Raw genomic sequence first — 18,702 nt, 5'->3', positions numbered from 1 at the left:
GCCGCTTTTACGCGAGCCTTATAATGCAATTAATTCCCAAACAAGCCGAACCAGTCAAAACCGATAGCAAATCCGACAATCACCAAAACAGCGATACCAAAAATGATCAATCCCAGCTGCAATGGCGGATAGCCTGTTCTCTTCGGCTCTTCAAGACCTTGTTTGTATTCCGGGTTCTTGTGGTCCACCTCCTGCTTACTCGTTTTCATGTATTCCTGTTCCCTGTCTTGTTCATTTTGATTGTTTTTATTATCCATTCCATTTCCTCCTCCAATAGTTGGTATCGTTGTTGAGCTTATTGCTTCAAGCGCATGATTAGTCCAAGTGCTTGTCGAGTTGATGCTCTTCCATTTCGGTCAGTTTCTTCGCCAGTTCATGGCCGAATGCTTGTGAGGAACCAGGATCGCGGCCAGTCAGGAGGCGGTCGCTGCCCCAAACAAAGTATTCGTCTTGTCCATCGCCCTTGTCGTATTGCGCAATTTTGGCCATTTCGTCTTCAAGGCTGAACGGTAATAGCCCATCGACTTCTTCAGGTTCCATATCATTCGGATATCCTGTCACTTTCAAGCCTTGCAATAAGGGTTTGCCATCTTTCATTTTTGTGAAAACCAGTGGAGCCGGCCCATGGCAGACAGCGGAAACGATTCCGCCTGTTTCGTGGACGATATTGATGACAGCGTGCAGATTCTCATCGTGTGCTAAGTCGAACATCGCACCATGGCCACCGACGATCATAATGGCATCGTAATCACTTGCCCGGACATCCACAACCGGTGTGGTCTTATCAGCGATGCCGGAATCGTATAACTTCTTATATTTGCCTTCGGGATCATAAGCCTTATCAAGGCTCAAGGGATCAACGACCGGTTTGCCGCCGTCAATCGAAGCCAACCCTACAGAGTGGCCCGCTTTTTCAAGTTCCGACAAGGGCTCGAATAATTCTTCAGCCCACCAGCCAGTTACGTAATTATGCTCTTCGTTTGAATAGCCGCTCGATAATACTGCCAATACTTTTGCCATTTGGGTATCCTCTCCATTTCATTAGAAAGCTCTTGTTGTACATTTACCCTTTGACAGATTCCTGAAACTTCCGGGTGCCCCGGTTTTGGCTGCATCCAAAGCTGTGCTAAAATAATATGAGTAAAAATTTGAGGTGAACTAATTTATATGGAAAAAATGGAAGCGGGTACACAGATTCAACTGCTTGAAGCCATGCTAGACGGCAGCAAAGTCGGCACCATTGTCACGGATCCTGCACAAGAAGACAATCCAATCATTTATGCCAATCACACATTTACGGAAATGACCGGTTATGGCAAAGAAGAATTGCTCGGTCAGAACTGCCGTTTCCTGCAGGGCCCGAAAACAGCTCCTGAAGCCGTTGACCAAATTCGGCAAGCCATCAACAAGCAGGAGAAAGCAACAGTGATTTTGCGCAATTACCGAAAAGACGGAACACCGTTTTGGAACCGCCTGGCAATTTCGCCGGTGACTGTCGAAGGAAAGCTCTATTTCATCGGCACCCAGACGGACATCACAATTGAAACCTTGCAGCAAGAAGCGATTACCGCTAATGAAAATGAAATAGAGAAACTGATGTTGCCAATTTTATCGATACAGCCAAACGTTGCGACAGTGGCATTGGTTGGAACGATGAGCCTGCAGCGTTTTGAAACATTAAAAGTGAAGTTATGCGAATATGTCAGCGAGCATCGAATTGAACATGCGCTTCTCGATATTACGGGATTGACGTGGGACGAGGAATCTCCGCTCCATTGGTTTACACAAATTTGCGAAGCGCTGCGCATTATGGGGAGCCATATGTACATCACCGGAGTTACTCCGCAAGCGGCAACCGAATTGGTGCGTGATCTGGAACGGGACAATATCCTGAAAACTTATTCGAGCATCGAGAAGGCATTAGCTGATATTAATGAATAGATGAATAATTGATAAGCCTCATTCAGGTAGAATGAGGTTTTTTTATGCGTTTATTTTTACAATAAAAGGAATTTTAATATTGCTTTTTGATCTATTGCCTAAACAATGCTATTACTATTTGGTTAATTAACTGAAAAAATAGTTTATTTGGTTTTAGTCTTTTAATGCTGGGTAGATTATTAGGGAACAGAAATTCCAGATTTTCCAAGGAGGCGTAACGATGGGAACAGATCATAACCAGCGTGAAGGACCTGAAAATCATGAGAACCCGGATAAAGAAGATAAGCAGTTCAATGCAGGGGGCAATAGCTCGGATTACGACGGCGGGCAGCCCCAGGACAGCATTTCTGGCAGTGAAGGCAGAGTTGGCGAAACACAGGGAAACGAAAAAAAAGACCAGCGAAAGAAAGCGTTCAATGCTGGAGGAAATGATTCCGACTATGATGGCGGACATCCGAAAGACACCAAGAAAGACAGTGAAGGACGGATAGATTAAGATAAATAACCCAAAAAATATGAGGAGGAAGTTAAATGTTTTTCAATAGAAAAGAACTTCAATTCGAAGCCAAGCCGGACAAACCGGATCCGATATTTGCGAAGCAATTGCAGGAAGTCATCGGTGGCCAGTTCGGCGAAATGTCTGTAGCGATGCAGTATTTATTCCAAGGGTGGAACACGAGAGGGAACGAAAAATACAAAGATTTGCTGATGGACACTGGGACAGAAGAGCTCGGGCATATCGAAATGCTCGCCACAATGGTGGCCCAATTGCTGGAAGGGGCACCGGTTTATGAACAAGAGAAAGCGGCGAGCGACCCGGTGATCGGAGCCATCATGGGCGGAATGAACCCGCACCATGCGATTGTCTCAGGCCTTGGGGCAACACCGGAGAACAGTGCCGGGGTGCCATGGAGTGGCGGATACATTATCGCAAGCGGTAATTTACTTGCTGACTTCCGTGCCAATGTCAACGCAGAGTCGCAAGGCCGCCTGCAAGTGGCGCGTTTGTACAGCTTGACGGATGACAAAGGCGTAAAAGATCTACTGTCATTCCTGCTGGCTCGTGATACGATGCACCAAAACCAGTGGATCGCAGCGATACGCGATTTGGAAGAAAAAGAAGGGGGCGTGATTACACCTTCTACCGTTCCTCCAGAGTGGGAAGCGACCGAATATTCCCATACACTTTATAATTTCTCGGAAGGCGAAGACAGTGCATCATTGCCATGGATGAACGGCAATGCACCGGACGGCCACCCGTTCAAATACGAACAGGCACAAGCTTTCGGGCAAAAGCCCACATTGAAGCCAGGGCCGCTTGAGTCGCATGACACGCTGCCTGAAGACAAATTAAAAGGATAGATAGATCAAACGGGACGAAGAATTTTTCTTCGTCCCGTTTCATTATGAATAATTTTAAGGGGGAGTATAGATGAAACAGCCTTGGATTATGGAGCAGACATGGCGAGATCTTGTTTTTTTACACTGGCCGATTTCGCCCAATGCCCTGAGGCCATTTGTGCCAGCAGAGCTCGAAATCGATCTATTCGACGGGCAGGCATGGGTCGGTGTTGTCCCGTTTATTGCTGATCGTACGCGTTTGCGTTGTTCTCTGCCAGTTCCCATTGCAGGAACTTACCGCGAATTAAATGTAAGGACCTATGTACCGTGTAACGGCCGGTCTGGAGTCTATTTTTTCAGCTTGGATGCCGATAGCTTGCCAGCGGTAAAAGCGGCGAGTGCAGGAGGATTCCTTCCTTATCGGTACGCGCGTATGAAAGTCGCAAAAAAAGACGGACGGTATGTATTTACGAGCCACCTCGCTAAACCAGCTATTGGCGAGAGTTTCCAGGTGGGCTTCATGCCAAGCGCCGGAATACTGGAGTCATCAGAGCTCGAGCGATGGCTGACAGAACGTTATTGTTTATGGACAAAGCCAAAAACGGCCCTATACCGCGTGGATATTGTTCATGCGCCGTGGCAACTGCAAACGGTTCATATAGAAATAGCTGAAAATTCGCTTGCCGGCTTCCTTCCTGCCGGATGGAATGCGGAAGAGCCACTAGCCCATTTCTCGGCGCTGCAGAAAACACGGTTTTATCCCCCTGTAAAAGAGCACAAATAAAAGCCGATCACTAAAACGATCGGCTTTTATTTGTTATGATTATTTCCGGTTTGGCTCCTGTTTCAAAGTATGAGAGGTTTCTTTTTGCTCCCATAGACGCTTCTTCAAATAAATATGGTAAAACCATTCACCGATGGCAATCAAAATGGCTGTATAAATTGATGCCGCAAGTAAAGAGAAATCGGGATTTTCGATTAGAAACTCTCCCAATAGCCAAACGATCAAGAATGCGAGCACCAAATCTCCACCTGTAGCCATCTTATTGGAGGTGCGGGGGAATATTATCATATCGCCAGCGTATCCAATCGCAGTAATCACCAAACTAATAACGAAAATATCGAACACAGAAACTCCGTAAATCAATCCAAGAATCAAGAAGACAACAGCAAAGCTCATGGCAAATTTCATCAAGATCGCTTCGATGTGTTTCATTTTATATCCTCCTAAAATGATTGTTTTCCAGTAGGCGCGATAGTTTCGGGACGTCAGGGGTTTTTCCATGTTAGCTTCGGCAATCTTACGAAGTAATAAAGTCTCCGCCGTTTACATGGATTGCCTGCCCTGTCACATAAGTAGAATCGGTGGATGCAAGATAAACGTATGCCGGAGCAAGTTCAGCCGGTTGTCCGCGGCGTTCTAACGGTGTGCCTTCGCCTTGTTTGCCGGATTTTTCAGCGTCGAATGTGGCAGGGATCAACGGCGTCCAGATTGGGCCTGGCGCGACTGAATTGACACGGATGCCTTGCTCGCTGACATTGGCGGCCAATGAACGCGTAAAGCTGATGATGGCGCCTTTTGTGGATGAATAATCAATGAGTGCCGGTGAGCCGCGATAAGCCGTCACGGATGATGTATTGATGATGGTATCGCCTTTGGTTAGATGTGGCAATGCAGCTTGTGCTAAATAAAACATACTGTAAATATTCGTCTCGAAAGTTTCATGCAATTGTTGTGGGCTGATATCCAGGAAATCCTCTGTCGGAAATTGCTTACCAGCATTGTTCACGAGAATGTTCAATTGCCCAAATTCGGCGATGACATCAACGACTAATTGGTGGCAGTTTTTAACTTGGCTCACGTCCGTTGCAAATTTTTGTGCTTCAGCGCCGTAAGACTTCACGGCTTCGATGGTTTTATCCGCGTCATTGTGTTCATCCAAATAGGCGATGGCGATAGTTGCGCCTTCTTTTGCGTAAGCGATCGCAACGGCGCGGCCGATCCCGCTGTCGCCTCCTGTGATCAACGCAACTTTTCCTTCGAGCTTGCCTGCACCTTTATAATTCTCGTCATCATATATCGGCTCCGGGGACATTTCGCTTTCTACCCCGGGTTGATGGTCTTGTTCTTGCGGGTCGATTTGATCATGGATTTTCTCGTATTTATCTTTTGACATGTAAGCGTCCTCCTCGATCTGAATATAGGATAGTTATTCCCGTTCCGATTCGGGCTAAACGCGAAGAAATCCGATATCGGATGCAGAGCTTCAATGGCACAATAAAAAACCAGCCGGAGAAGATTCTCTGGCTGGTTTAGCGTTTAGTTTTCAGCTGTTACTACTCCGCAAGCGATGCGTTCCCCGGAATCACCGGAAGGGTCGGTTTGGCCATCATCTTCTGAAGCGTGGATGATGAGCGCTGTTCCGCCTTCTTTCAACAACGAGTTATCTTCGCCTATTTGCAAAGTGACTTCTTCTGCTGTCAGTTCATCTGTCGAAGTGCCATCATCTCCAACTTCGATGTTCTGAAGATCACCGGCATGGGGGCCTTCTGGGTTATCTAGTCCATGGCTTGCGCCGGTCGGGTTGAAATGCCCGCCTGCTGATTCAAAATCAGGCGCTTCGCACATTCCCTCTTCATGGAAGTGAATGCCGTGCATGCCAGGTTCCAATCCTTCTACATTCAATGTGACCATAACGCCGTTGTCCTCTTCCGTCAATTCAGCAGTGCCGGTAGCATCACCGTCTGCATTCAGGAATTCAACCGTCAGCAATTGAATTTCACTGGCTCCTTCAGCTTCGCCTCCTGAGCCATCCTGCGGTTCACCTTCCTGTTCTTCCACTTCCTCTTCTTGAGCTTCAGCTCCATCCGTTTCCGTTGGAGGTTCAGCTCCATCCGTTTCCGATGAAGGTTCTGTTGTGTCATCTCCACATGCCGCCAGCAGCAGTAAAAGGCCTAAAAGCATAAGCATCAACCATGATTTCATCGCATTTTCTCCTTCCTCCTAAAAATTGTTATTACCTTACCTTACACATGTAGAAGAAGAGTTAAACCAATCAATTCGTCATGGTGTCTTTTGGCTCATGTTTATGAGTGGAATTTCTTTTGCGCTTACGCAGCCAAAATAAGCCGGTGGCGAGCGATAACAAACTGATGAAAAGCGAAGACAGAAAGAACGGCGGGTGATAGCGCAGCTCAATTTCGTTCATGCCGTCTTTGAGGGGAACGGCTAAAAACGCATAATTCGCTTTTAACACATCAACCGGTTCACCATTAATGGCCGCTTGCCAGCCTCGTTCATAAGGAATTGACAAATTAAGGAAAGGTGCGCCTTCTTGGTTATCGTATGCCACGTCAACCCGGCTGCCGTCGATCTCTAGGTTGCTCGTGCGGTCAGCCAACGCATTTTGCTCTCTTAACAGGGTATAGGGTTCTTTCACTATTTCAATATCCGTAAGCTTGTAGGTTCCTTCAGGCATGCGGATCTGGATTTTTTGCGCAGCTTCTACCCGAATCGTCAAGTCATCGACGAAAGTCTTATAAATCGATTGATTGGATTTGCGGGTCGTCCGGTATTCATTGATTTCGAGAGGGAAGCCCTGGTCTGTGGCCATATTTTCCAAATGGAAGGAGATATACAAATCGCCTTCTTCAGGGACTTCGTTGAGCAATAAATCAATTCCGCCGGTTTCCTGGGAAATATCGAGCACGCCGTCTTCATAGCTCGCACCCATTTCTTCGATTTCATAATCCGCTTCTCCCGGGAAGCGGTCGGGAAGGGGTTCGGTTTCAGCTGTTTCATCCAAGACGATGCCGCTGAGCATGGCGTGTTCGCGCAACAAAGGCGGCTCGTCCGTTAGCTGGGATTCCTGATACACCTGGAATGCCGGCCTTGCGAACGGCAGCGGATAGCGGTTTTGATAGGCGATAAAATTTTCAGTAGCGGCAAACTTGCGGAAGCCGAACGGTACATTCGGGTCGTCCTTTGTCCGTATCGCATAATTGCCTTGCAAAAGACTGTGGAGGTTGCTGCGGTTGCCAAGTGTCGCATAGCGGCTGACGCTTTCCCGTTGCATATCGATCTCCAAATCGTATAAGTAAAAATACAGCAAGTTTTTGTTCAAGAGGCTGGAATAGGCGCTAAGACCCTGGAAATCCTGGACAATCGGCGTATTATTGCGCACGCCTTCCATCCAGTCGATGCGGTACATCTCGCTCGTTTCGCGTTCTTGAATTTCGTCGATCAAAGCGTGTACTTCCTCGTTGTCATAGTTTTCCCCAGTAATTAAGGCTTCATCGACATCCGCGACATCCGCGTTATCGAGCAGTTTTTCGCTTTGGTAGACATTGGCGGTTGTCAACACCAAAGCGAGCAGCACAGCAGCCAGTAGTGGTTTTTGTAATTGCTGCCGAATGGCCAGAGCTGCCAACGTGGCTGCCAAGGTCAAGACGAGGCCCGCTACTGCCAGGCGGGGATAAAGCGTAGTGAATTCAAGCGCTTCATCTCGCCAAGAGAACCATCCATAAAAGAGGGCAGTCAAAATTGCAGCTGGGACAACTTCCTTCAAGTGCAGCTTATGGAAACGATCCAAGCCGCTGGCAATAGCCCCGGCAGCAGCAAGAGAAATAAAATATTCCCAGCGATGTTGCGGGGCAGAGAAGCCATTAAAAATACTGCCAACCATGGGACTGTGATAGAGCATGATTGTGACGATACCAATCAATGCAAATAGCCGGAAACGCTGCAATTTGTACAACGATGGGATGAACAAAAACAGCATGAACATGGCCGGCAGCAAGATATAGCGGCTCATGAACAGGATGTTTTCCGTCTCTTCGAACCAGAGAATATCCTGTTGGAACGCCGGACGATGGTTGTTCAGGAACGCATAGACAGAAGGGATGAACGACACCATGGAAATGCCGGCACCGATCAATCCGGCAGTCAAGAACAATACAATCGACTTTTTCCATTTTGTTTCTGTCTTTTCAAGCGGAATGAACAGACGGAATAAAATATAGATGCCTACCAGCAGGAAATTAATGTAAGCGAAATAGAAATTGTCGATCATCGAAATAGCGATCGCAAACATAAACCAACTGGGTTTTTGTTCGCGGAAGATTTTTTCGGCACCGAAAATCAACAGGGGCAGCCAGATGAATGCGTCCGCAAAAAACTCCCAGAAAGCCGCGTGGCGGAAGTACATGCCAGAAATTCCGTAGATGCTTGCACCAACAAATGCCGATAGGCGTGTAATGCGCATATAGCGGAACAAGGTGTAAGTGACGATCAGTACAATCGTCAGCCTGGCGATGCTGATGAATACAGAAGCATTGGCCCAAAACAGAACATCGGGGTCCCCGATCAACCCAACGATATCGAAAAGATAAACGATCACGAGTGTTGCGATATAGACGAAAGACGTAGAAAAATAATACGACAGCTCGCTGAATATGCCAGCACCGAGCCCAAAATCGAAGGAATAGAAAAACTCGCCGTGGGTGTATTGCTCATAAAGCAATTGCTTGAACGGCATCATTTGGGCAAGGCCATCGTTGGGCCCGGCCATGAACTGGTTTTGAGTCCATTGAAACAGAAAGACGCCATGGCCGATGATGGCCATGGCTAGGAATGCAACTGTCAGTAGAAGATAGGGCCGAAAAGAACGCATAATGCCACCGTCTTTATGATTATTTGGATTGCACCGGCGCTTTAAGGATTTTTCCAGAAACAACAAAGGTTGCGGGAATGGTGAAAATCACTGCGGCAAACGGCGCGATGTTGCTGTTGATGTGGAGAAATTCCACAAATATGAAGATCAGGAACGTGGAAACCGACATGTTGACGACTTGTGTCAGCGGGAAATACAAATATTTCTTCAAAGTCGGTTTTACACGATACGTTACGTAAGTGTTCAAGAAAAACGAGATATTCAAGCTGATCAAAAATCCGATGATATGGGACAGCATATAGGCCCAGTCGAGTACGTTATGCAAAAACAGGTAGATAGAGTAATAGCTGAGTGTGTTGACGACCCCAACAAAAACAAAGCGGGTGAACTCCGTATTCAAACTCTTAAGATTCATCGTATTCATCCACATTGCTCATCTCGACCAAGAAATGCGGCCGCTGCTTTGTCTCGTTATAGATGCGCCCGACATATTCGCCAATGACGCCAAGGCTGATCAATTGAATGCCGCCAAGCAGCAGGATCGCCGTGATGGTCGTGAAATAACCAGGTGCGATGACGCCCCGAGCCATGATTTGGTAGAACGTAAAAGTGATATAAAGCAAGGATAGGAACAAAACGAGAAATCCTGTGTAAAAACAGATGCGCAACGGTTTCATATTGAATGAAATGATCCCGTCGATGCCGTAATTGACGAGACTTGCGAAGGACCATTTGGAATCGCCTTCTGCGCGCGCGACGTTTTCGTAGTTGATGATTTTCTTGCTGAGGCCGATCCACGAGTAGATGCCTTTAGAAAAACGATTGCTTTCACTGAGCGACAGGATGGAATTGATAGCTTTCCGGCTCAGGAGCCGGAAATCACCTTCGCCGTCTTCGAAGCTGACATCGGTTACGGAATTAACCATTTTGTAGTATAGGGAAGAAAATACGCTGCGCAGTTTCGAATCTCCTTTGCGAGACCGTTTGGCAACGACTTGATGGAAGCCGTCTTCATACCCCCTAATCATTTCGCAGATGAGTGTGGAGGGATGCTGCATATCACTGTCCATCAGGATGGCAGCGTCTCCTTTGATTCGTCTCATCCCTGCGAACATCGCGGATTCTTTCCCGAAATTGCGGGACAGCGAAATATATTTTACGGTTTCGTGTTCATTGGCGAGTTTGAGTATCTCATCTAAAGTTCCGTCACTGCTGCCGTCATTGATAAACATGATTTCATACAGGTAAGGAAGCGGCTCAAGTTCTTGCACCAAAGTCTTGTACATTGAAGCGATGTTCGCTTCTTCGTTAAAAGCTGGCACAATAATAGAGATCAGCTTCATAATGGTGTTCTCCTTTCAATGGGCATTCAAAATCTTCCCTGAAAATCCATTTACCCATTTTTCAGGACATTATTCCTGGGAAATGCTAAGAAGGAAAAGGGAAGCTCTATTCATTATACGCAAAATACGCTTTGCTGACATGTCAAGGCCATTACAATTGAATTACCTTGAAATGCGGAATTCTCTGAACAGTGAAGCGCGAATAGTATTTTTTTAAAAAAACACAATGCTTGCAGAGCTAGCAACATTGGAAACGCTTGCAAAGAAATCTAAATATTTTTTATATATTGACAATAGCTTTTTTCGTATATATGATGAACTCAATTCAATTATATCGACTAACTATTGCGACGGAGATAGGCCGTGTGTAGAGGAATCCAAAGAGAGCTGATGGGTGGTGTGAATCAGTGGTTCCAGCATGCGGCAGCACTCCCGAATAGATGTGCTGAAACTGCAGTAAGCCCATCCGCTTCATGCGCGTTACGCATGATATTAATGAGGCTGCCTGCACAAGGGGCAGTGAATTAGGGTGGTACCGCGATTAGAGACTCTTCGCCCCTTGCATCTTGGATGTGGGGAGAAGAGTCTTTTTGTATCCAAATTTCCAGAATAATTTTTTCCAATCGAAAGGGGACATGATCATGCTGACAGATCAACAAATTTTGCGAATTCCAGGACCGACACCGATTCCACCGAGCGTAGGGCGTGCCATGGCACAGCCGATGATCGGCCACCGCGGGGAAAGTACGTATTCTTTGATCAGAGATATCCGCCCGAAATTGAAAAAAGTATTTGGCACCAAAGAAGAAGTGATGATTTTGACGGGCAGCGGAACTTCCGCGCTCGAGAGCGCAGTGGTCAATACGGTGGCGCCCGGCGACGAAGTGTTGGTTCTCGTCACTGGAGCATTTGGAGACCGTTTCGCTAAAATCTGCCAGGCCTACGGAATCGCGACACATGTTTTCAATGTGGAATGGGGCCAAGCAGTGGATCCGGAAGCCGTCAAAAATTTCCTCGGTGAACATCCGGAAATCCGCGTCATTTTCTCTACGTTCTGTGAAACTTCAACGGGCGTCTTGAACCCTGTCCAAGCATTGGCCGAAACAGTGAAACAAGTATCGGATGCCTTGATTGTCGTCGATGGTGTGTCATGCGTAGCGGGGACAGAAACGGAAATGGACAAATGGGGCGTCGATGTCGTCGTCACAGGCTCCCAAAAAGCGTTCATGTTGCCGGCAGGGCTCGCGTTCATCGCAGCAAGCAAACGGGCATGGGAGAAAATTGAAGCGAATCCGCAACCGCGTTTTTATTTGGATTTGAAAAAGCACCGCGACAGCATCGAAAAAGACACGACGCCGTTCACACCGGCCATTTCCATTCTATACGGCCTGCAGCAAGTATTGAACTTGCTGGAAGAAGAAGGGCTGGAAAATGTTTATCGACGGCACCGTTTGATGCGCGACATGACACGCGCCGCCTTTAAGGCTTTGGGCGTTCGTTTGCTTACGAGCGACGAGGATGCATCGCCGACCGTTACTGCCGTCTATCCGGAACATTTTGACGCAGAACAATTCCGTAAAGTGCTAAAAGAAGACTTTGCCATTGAGTTCGCGGGAGGACAGCAACACCTCGCGAAAAGCATCTTCCGTATTGGGCATATGGGCTACTGCTCTCCGGCAGAAGTGCTGCAGGCACTCGCAGCATCGGAAATCGTTTTGAAAAAGATTGGGCAAGACATCACGCTTGGCGCAGGCATCGCAGCCGCACAGCAAGTTTTTTTGGAAGGGAAGGATAAGTAATGACATTTCACGTATTGATCAGTGACCCACTATCAGAAGAAGGCGTATATCCACTGCGCCATGCAGACGGCATCAATATTGTTATGGAGACCAATTTATCTGAAACTGAACTTGCTGAACGGATTGACGGGTTCGACGCGTTGCTCGTCCGGAGCCAGACACAAGTGACGCGTGAGCTTATCGAAAAAGCTTCCAATTTAAAAATCATCGGCCGCGCCGGTGTAGGTGTCGATAATATCGACCTTGAAGCAGCGACCGAGCACGGCGTAATCGTCGTCAACGCACCGGACGGCAATACCAACTCTGCGGCTGAGCATACGATGGCGATGCTCATGGGGATGGCGCGCAAAATTCCACAAGCCTATAACTCCTTAAAGCTCGGCAAATGGGACCGCAAATCCTATGTCGGCGTCGAATTGAAAAACAAAACACTCGGTGTCGTCGGGTTCGGCCGCATTGGCCAGGAAGTGGCGGCGCGGGCTAAGGGCCAGCGGATGAACATCATTGCCTACGATCCGTTTTTGACCGCTGAAAAAGCGGAAAAGCTTGGCGTCGATTTCGGCTCAGTGGCAGATGTCTTGAAAGTGGCTGATTTTATTACGGTCCATACGCCGTTGTTGAAAGAAACGAAGCATTTGATTGATGCAGAAGCTTTCAAAATCATGAAAGACGGCGTACAGATCATCAACTGCGCACGCGGCGGCATCATCGACGAAAGTGCCTTGTATGATGCAGTGAAATCCGGAAAAGTGGCAGGTGCCGCACTCGATGTATTCGAACAGGAGCCGATGGTCGACTTCCGCTTGCTGGAATTGCCGGAAATCATCGCGACGCCTCACCTCGGGGCGAGCACATTTGAAGCGCAGGAAAGCGTTGCGGTCGATGTCAGCCAAGACGTCGTCAGCTTTGTCAAATATGGCACCGTCCGCAACTCTGTTAACTTGCCATCCGTGCCGAAAGAAATCATGAAACGCATCGAGCCGTATTTCGATTTGGCAGAACGCATCGGCACGTTCCTTACCGACTTGACCGGGGAAACGGCAGATGAAGTGAACGTCTATTATTCAGGAGAACTTGCCAACCTGGAAGTCGGCCCCTTGACGCGCAATATGCTCAAAGGGATGCTCAAGCGCCATCTCGGCAAGCATGTCAACGATGTCAATGCGATGTATATCGCCAATCAAAAAGGCATCCATGTCAATGAACACAAATCGACCGAATCCCGCGGCTTCACCAACCTCATCACCGTTGAAGTGAAAACGCAGAGCGGCACGCGGAAAGCATCCGGCACGCTATTGAACGGACAAGGCGCACGCATCGTCAAAGTGGACGATTACATCGTCGACTTCCTGCCGAACGGCCACCTGTTGTTCATCCGCCACAACGACCGCCCGGGAGTCATCGGGCGTGTCGGCACATTGCTTGGGGCAGAAGATATCAATATCGCGACAATGCAAGTTGGGCGTTCAAACATTGGGGGAGATGCAATCATGATGCTCTCCATCGATAAGCACGCCGATCCGGAAGACTTGGAAGAATTGAAGAAACTCGAAGAAATCGAAAGTGTCACAGCAATCGACCTATAAACATAAAGCGCCCGCACCGATCGTCTAGAGACCAATCGGTGTGGGCGCTTTTCTTATTTAGATACAGTTTCCAACTGCTCGAGTAAAGGCAATAGCTCTCGCAGGTCTCTAATTTCGTGAGTTGCAACTACCGTTTCATGAGGCGTTTTATTTTCGCGGTTCAACCAGACGGATGGAATGCCGGCACGCTCAGCGCCGAGAATATCAGTTAACGGATTGTCGCCGACCATCAATACCTCTTCCGGGCGATAGCCGAACTTCGACAAAGCATGTTCAAAAATAGAGGCGTCAGGCTTGCCGCGCCCGAATGCGCCGGAGATAACGATATGGTCGAAATACGGCGCGATTTCTGGCGTGATGTCGAGTTTAATCTGCTGAAGGCTTGGCGAGCCATTGGTCAACAGTAATAAATCGAAACGTCCTGTCAATTGATCGAGCACTTCCAGGGTGTCTTCGTAGAGAATGGGGTTGCGTTTTCTGGCTTCCGGGAAATACTCGGCGAGTTGTTGGCCTAAGACAGGATTGTCGATGCCGAGGTGTTTCAGCCCGAGCGTCCAGGCCTGCTTCTGGTAGCCAGGAGCGACTTCTTTAAGCTGTTGGAAATCGTCCCCCGAATCATCGAAGCGCCCCCACAGCCCTTCAAACGGGTTGATGCCGATCATTTGCGTAAAGGCATATATCGGATAACCCGCATACAGTTTGCGCGCTTCTTCCCGCACTGCCTGTTCCAAGCCGCTGCAATCAGCGCTTGTCTGTTTCGCTGCCCACTCGCAGGTTTCGCGGAAAGCTTCTTTTACGCTTTGCTGATCCCATAATAAGGTATCGTCCAAATCAAAGAAAATCGCTTTCACCATATCGCGCCGCTCCCTTGCTTTTGTATTATGTATCAATTAGATGGATCATATAAAAGAGTGAAAGGCGACTCCTGCAGAAGCAGCGACAAAGTACTGCGACGAAGCGACAGGAGTCTATGCCCTACCAGCTTCATGACCACCCACATCCTATGGGCCCAAAAGCGTCCGCCTGGAACGAATTTATCGCTCTCTTTTAATTGTCGAAATGTTTAATTCACTTTATATAGTGTACTAAAGCACGGCTGAAAATCAAAGAGTTGTCACAAATCTGCCGACCGGCAGCAACTTCTGGTGGTACGATGTACGGAAAGGAGTGAAATGTATGGAAATGCTAAAAGAAAGCACTCTTCTATTTGAAGAGGCCGCTCATTTCATCGAAACATGTTATGTGGAACTGGGAAAAAACGAACAGGAAATCCGCCGCCGTGTAGTGGAGATTGAACAGGAAATCGAGTCTTCGGGCAGCTATTTACATACGACGGAAGAATTGCAGCATGGGGCGCGCATGGCGTGGCGCAATAACAACCGTTGCATCGGGCGTTTATTTTGGCAGACTTTGGAAATCTTTGATGAACGTGAAGCGGAAACGGAAGAACAAGTATTTTCGGCCATCGTCCGCCATTTGCGCTTTGCATTCAACGGAGGGCAAATTCGCCCGGCCATTACGATTTTCAAGCAGTCAGACAAAAGCGGGATGCGTATCTGGAACCATCAACTATTACGCTATGCAGGGTATGAGCGGGACGGCCGGATTATCGGCGATTCTTCGTCTCTTGCATTTACCAAACAATGCGAGGCACTGGGATGGCAAGGGGCAGGAAGTGAGTTCGACCTGTTGCCAGTAGTGATTGGTGAAACCGGAAAAGAGCCTAAATGGTTCGAGCTCCCAGCCGATGCCAAGCCTGAAGTCTCAATTAGTCACCCGGATTGGCCAGAGTTGGCGGAGCTCGGGGTGAAATGGTATGCGGTGCCGCTCATCTCCGATATGAAACTCGAAATCGGGGGTATTGAATACGCCATGGCGCCATTCAATGGCTGGTATATGGGAACTGAAATCGGTGCACGCAATCTAGCGGATGAAGGCCGCTATGACTTGTTGCCCCAAATGGCAAACATTATGGGGATCGATACGAGTTCACAGCGGACGCTGTGGAAAGATAAAGCGCTCGTCGAATTGAACGTGGCAGTGCTTGAATCATTTGCGAATGCGGGCGTGACCATAGTGGACCACCATACGGCCGCCAAGCAGTTCAAGAGTTTCGAGAAAATCGAAGAACGGGAAGGTCGTCAAGTCACCGGTAATTGGGCATGGCTTATCCCACCGGTGTCGCCGGCAACGACGCATATTTTCCACAAGCCGTATAAAAACGATATCGTTAAACCGAATTATTTTTACCAGCAAGCTCCTTATGGAAAATGAAAAACCAATCGCCTTGACTGTCCCGCTGGAGCTATCCGCAGTGAGATAGCCAAGGCGATTTTAAATGAGGGCAAGGAAAATAAGCGGGTGGAAGACGGTTTTTTGAGGCTGAAGGTCGATAGAGCGGAAGGTATTGTATTATAATAGAGTGAAATGATGTTCTTCATCGTAAGAAATTTGAGAAAGAAGGAATAACAATGGGACGCAAATGGAATAACATTAAAGAGAAAAAAGCTTCCAAAGATGCCAACACAAGCCGAATCTATGCTAAATTTGGCCGTGAAATATATGTAGCCGCCAAGCAAGGCGAACCAGACCCGGAATCGAACCAAGCATTGAAGGTCGTGCTGGAGCGTGCGAAGACTTATAACGTGCCAAGAGCCATCATCGACCGTGCCGTCGAAAAAGCAAAAGGCGGATCGGAAGAGAACTACGACGAGCTTCGTTACGAAGGATTCGGGCCGAACGGGTCGATGGTTATCGTCGATACTTTGACCAACAACGTTAACCGCACCGCATCCGACGTGCGCGCAGCATTCGGTAAAAACGGCGGCAATATGGGCGTCAGCGGATCGGTTGCGTATATGTTTGACCATACGGCGGTCATCGGCGTAGAAGGCAAATCGGCTGACGATACGCTGGAGCTATTGATGGAAGCGGATATTGATGTGCGTGACATCCTAGAAGAAGAAGGCATCGTCATCGTCTATGCAGAACCCGATCAGTTTCACTTGGTGCAAGAAGCATTCAAATCGGACGGCGTAACGGATTTCACGGTCGCTGAATTGACGATGCTTCCGCAGAACGAATTGCCGCTGTCAGAAGAAGACCAGGCGCAATTCGAGAAGATGGTCGATGCCATTGAAGACCTCGAAGACGTCCAGCAAGTCTATCACAACGTAGACTTGGCATAAGAAATTTTATGAACAAGCCAACTTCTGTCCAAAACGGACAGAAGTTTTTTTGCGATAGTTAATAAAAAGAATATTTAAAATAATTTAAAAGTAAACTTGTAATTCAAAAAAGGAAAAGATATACTTTTTCTGAATATAGTTTAGTGAATGTTTAGATGTTTTATTTTTTTTAAATAATATGTAAGTGCTTTCATTTACTCCCGAGAGAGTTTCGTTTGATAGTCAAAGCAACGATAGAATTTTTGCTCGTGAAGATATTGGTGAATTTCCATTCATTGTTCGATCAATTGTTTGTAAACAAAGCAGCGCGCAACAGAGAAAACAAGCGGTCATTACAGGACAATAAACTTCAAGCTGATTGATCAATTTGTTCTCCTAGAATGCCTTCCGCGCACTGCGTCCGGAAAGACTTGAAAAACACATTAAAAGAAACAGGAGGCCGATCCAATGCTTAAGGAATTATCGCCACAAGCAGAACAACTACGTAAAGAGTTATTGAAATTCATGGATGAATACGTCTATCCGGCTGAACAGACAGTGAAAGAATACAAGAAAACGGCAAGCGACCGCTGGACCATCGCGCCGGTCATCGAAGAGCTGAAGCAAAAAGCAAAAGCACAAGGCTTATGGAATTTGTTCCTCGATCACCCGGAATATGGAGCCGGTTTATCGAACTACGAATACTCTCATTTATGTGAAATTATGGGCCGCTCGCTCATCGCTCCAGAAATCTTCAATTGCAATGCGCCGGATACCGGCAATATGGAAGTGTTTGTGAAATACGGCACGGACGAGCAGAAAAAGCAATGGCTCGAGCCTTTATTAAACGGTGAAATCCGCTCATGCTTCTCCATGACAGAGCCGGATGTTGCTTCATCCGATGCTACCAATATCCAAAGCAGCATTATCCGTGAAGGCGATGAATACATCATCAACGCTAGAAAGTGGTGGACAACAGGGGCTATGGATCCACGCTGCAGCATTGCGATCGTTATGGGAAAAACCGACCCAGATGCAGAAAAACACAAACAGCAGTCGATGATCCTAGTGCCATTCGATACGCCTGGCGTCAAGATTGTCCGCCCGCTTACTGTATTTGGCTACGACGATGCGCCGCAAGGGCATGCAGAAGTGCATTACGACAATGTCCGCGTTCCGGCGAGCAATATGCTGCTCGGTGAAGGAAGAGGATTCGAAATCGCGCAAGGCCGCCTCGGGCCAGGACGCATCCATCACTGCATGCGCGCAATTGGCGCTGCCGAACGCGCACTCGAACTGCTGTGCAGACGGGCAGAAAGCCGCGTCGCTTTCGGTTCAACACTAGCGGAGAAAGACGTCATCAAGGAAATCATCGCCGAAAGCCGTCTCGAAATTGAACAGGTCAGACTGTTGACCTTGAACGCTGCGCACAAAATCGACGAACATGGCGCAAAAGCTGCACGCAAAGAAATCGCTATGATCAAAATTGCTGCGCCGCGGGTATCGATTAACGTCATCGACCGGGCGATGCAAGTATTCGGCGGCGCCGGACTGACAGAGGATTTCCCGCTTGCCGAACATTACGCAAATGCACGCACCTTGCGTCTTGTTGATGGCCCGGACCAAGTCCATTTACGCGACGTTGGGCGAATGGAGTTACGTGAACAGTTGAAAGCGAATGAATTACGGCAGTAATTTTATAAGCAAGATGAGGCTAGTGTTGCTGAGTGGAATATGCGAAAAAAGTGATTCGCTGATTTGTAACGGATCTTGGGAGAGATAAGTGCGTCGAGCCGATAAAATATGAGTCGGATTCATCGGGTCATAGGTGTCGATGACTTGTTTTCAATTAA

The 18,702-nt window shown here is 47.7% G+C and carries 18 protein-coding genes and 1 other annotated feature; of the genes, 9 read left to right on the top strand and 9 right to left on the bottom strand.

The features are described from left to right. Positions 1 to 29 precede the first annotated feature (29 nt). Complete coding sequence (locus KTG14_RS07160) at positions 30 to 257, bottom strand: hypothetical protein (protein WP_216970281.1); 228 nt, start codon at positions 255 to 257, stop codon at positions 30 to 32. 58 nt (positions 258 to 315) lie between these two features. Then, positions 316 to 1,020, bottom strand: a complete 705-nt coding sequence (locus KTG14_RS07155) for a type 1 glutamine amidotransferase domain-containing protein (RefSeq protein ID WP_216970280.1) — start codon at positions 1,018 to 1,020, stop codon at positions 316 to 318. A 147-nt stretch (positions 1,021 to 1,167) separates the two neighbouring features. Between KTG14_RS07155 and ytvA the strand changes: the two genes are divergently transcribed. From ytvA to KTG14_RS07135, 4 genes are all read left to right on the top strand, one after another. After that, entirely contained in the window at positions 1,168 to 1,941 is a 774-nt protein-coding gene (gene ytvA, locus KTG14_RS07150) for a YtvA family blue-light photoreceptor (protein WP_216970279.1), read from the top strand. Positions 1,942 to 2,161: 220 nt separating this feature from the next. Continuing rightward, positions 2,162 to 2,437: a hypothetical protein gene (locus KTG14_RS07145; RefSeq protein WP_216970278.1), complete on the top strand. Its 276-nt coding sequence runs from the start codon at positions 2,162 to 2,164 to the stop codon at positions 2,435 to 2,437. 35 nt (positions 2,438 to 2,472) lie between these two features. Beyond that, a complete protein-coding gene (locus tag KTG14_RS07140) occupies positions 2,473 to 3,303 on the top strand; it encodes a manganese catalase (RefSeq protein ID WP_216970277.1) in 831 nt (276 codons plus the stop codon). Between the two features lie 70 nt (positions 3,304 to 3,373). After that, positions 3,374 to 4,066, top strand: a complete 693-nt coding sequence (locus KTG14_RS07135) for a YqjF family protein (RefSeq protein ID WP_216970276.1) — start codon at positions 3,374 to 3,376, stop codon at positions 4,064 to 4,066. Positions 4,067 to 4,105: 39 nt separating this feature from the next. Here the strand turns inward: KTG14_RS07135 and KTG14_RS07130 are convergent, their stop codons facing one another. The 6 genes from KTG14_RS07130 to KTG14_RS07105 all read right to left on the bottom strand — a co-directional run bounded on the left by KTG14_RS07130 (position 4,106) and on the right by KTG14_RS07105 (position 10,297). Next, positions 4,106 to 4,498: a YndM family protein gene (locus KTG14_RS07130; RefSeq protein ID WP_216970275.1), complete on the bottom strand. Its 393-nt coding sequence runs from the start codon at positions 4,496 to 4,498 to the stop codon at positions 4,106 to 4,108. Between the two features lie 85 nt (positions 4,499 to 4,583). Beyond that, on the bottom strand, positions 4,584 to 5,459 hold the full coding sequence (locus tag KTG14_RS07125) for an SDR family oxidoreductase (protein WP_216970274.1): 876 nt from the start codon (positions 5,457 to 5,459) through the stop codon (positions 4,584 to 4,586). Positions 5,460 to 5,602: 143 nt separating this feature from the next. Next, entirely contained in the window at positions 5,603 to 6,268 is a 666-nt protein-coding gene (locus tag KTG14_RS07120; RefSeq protein WP_216970273.1) for a superoxide dismutase family protein, read from the bottom strand. A gap of 70 nt (positions 6,269 to 6,338) precedes the next feature. Then, positions 6,339 to 8,954: a YfhO family protein gene (locus KTG14_RS07115; RefSeq protein WP_216970272.1), complete on the bottom strand. Its 2,616-nt coding sequence runs from the start codon at positions 8,952 to 8,954 to the stop codon at positions 6,339 to 6,341. Between the two features lie 19 nt (positions 8,955 to 8,973). Further along, on the bottom strand, positions 8,974 to 9,369 hold the full coding sequence (locus tag KTG14_RS07110; RefSeq protein ID WP_216970271.1) for a GtrA family protein: 396 nt from the start codon (positions 9,367 to 9,369) through the stop codon (positions 8,974 to 8,976). Next, entirely contained in the window at positions 9,359 to 10,297 is a 939-nt protein-coding gene (locus tag KTG14_RS07105; protein ID WP_216970270.1) for a glycosyltransferase family 2 protein, read from the bottom strand. Before KTG14_RS07105 ends, KTG14_RS07110 begins: the two co-directional genes overlap by 11 nt. 338 nt (positions 10,298 to 10,635) lie before the next feature. Continuing rightward, positions 10,636 to 10,860, top strand: a binding site (T-box leader). 78 nt (positions 10,861 to 10,938) lie between these two features. Here KTG14_RS07105 and KTG14_RS07100 point away from each other — a divergent pair. Together KTG14_RS07100 and serA are read left to right on the top strand one after the other, a co-directional pair. Continuing rightward, positions 10,939 to 12,096: a pyridoxal-phosphate-dependent aminotransferase family protein gene (locus KTG14_RS07100; RefSeq protein WP_216970269.1), complete on the top strand. Its 1,158-nt coding sequence runs from the start codon at positions 10,939 to 10,941 to the stop codon at positions 12,094 to 12,096. Next, positions 12,096 to 13,682 (top strand): phosphoglycerate dehydrogenase, encoded by a 1,587-nt coding sequence (gene serA / locus KTG14_RS07095; protein WP_216970268.1) that lies wholly within the window; start codon positions 12,096 to 12,098, stop codon positions 13,680 to 13,682. Before KTG14_RS07100 ends, serA begins: the two co-directional genes overlap by 1 nt. A 53-nt stretch (positions 13,683 to 13,735) precedes the next feature. Here serA and KTG14_RS07090 read toward each other — a convergent pair whose 3' ends face one another. After that, positions 13,736 to 14,536 carry an HAD family hydrolase gene (locus KTG14_RS07090; RefSeq protein WP_216970267.1) on the bottom strand — a complete coding sequence of 267 codons (801 nt, stop codon included), beginning with the start codon at positions 14,534 to 14,536 and terminating at the stop codon, positions 13,736 to 13,738. Between the two features lie 322 nt (positions 14,537 to 14,858). Between KTG14_RS07090 and KTG14_RS07085 the strand changes: the two genes are divergently transcribed. The 3 genes from KTG14_RS07085 to KTG14_RS07075 all read left to right on the top strand — a co-directional run bounded on the left by KTG14_RS07085 (position 14,859) and on the right by KTG14_RS07075 (position 18,544). Further along, positions 14,859 to 15,956, top strand: a complete 1,098-nt coding sequence (locus KTG14_RS07085) for a nitric oxide synthase oxygenase (protein WP_302054930.1) — start codon at positions 14,859 to 14,861, stop codon at positions 15,954 to 15,956. A gap of 197 nt (positions 15,957 to 16,153) precedes the next feature. Further along, positions 16,154 to 16,870, top strand: coding sequence for a YebC/PmpR family DNA-binding transcriptional regulator (locus KTG14_RS07080; protein WP_216970266.1), 717 nt, complete (start codon positions 16,154 to 16,156; stop codon positions 16,868 to 16,870). 447 nt (positions 16,871 to 17,317) lie between these two features. Further along, entirely contained in the window at positions 17,318 to 18,544 is a 1,227-nt protein-coding gene (locus tag KTG14_RS07075; protein ID WP_216970265.1) for an acyl-CoA dehydrogenase family protein, read from the top strand. Positions 18,545 to 18,702 lie beyond the last annotated feature (158 nt).

Source organism: Planococcus sp. CP5-4_YE (assembly GCF_019042655.1).
Taxonomy (GTDB): Bacteria; Bacillota; Bacilli; order Bacillales_A; family Planococcaceae; genus Planococcus.
This window is presented reverse-complemented; position numbering and strand designations above follow the sequence as displayed.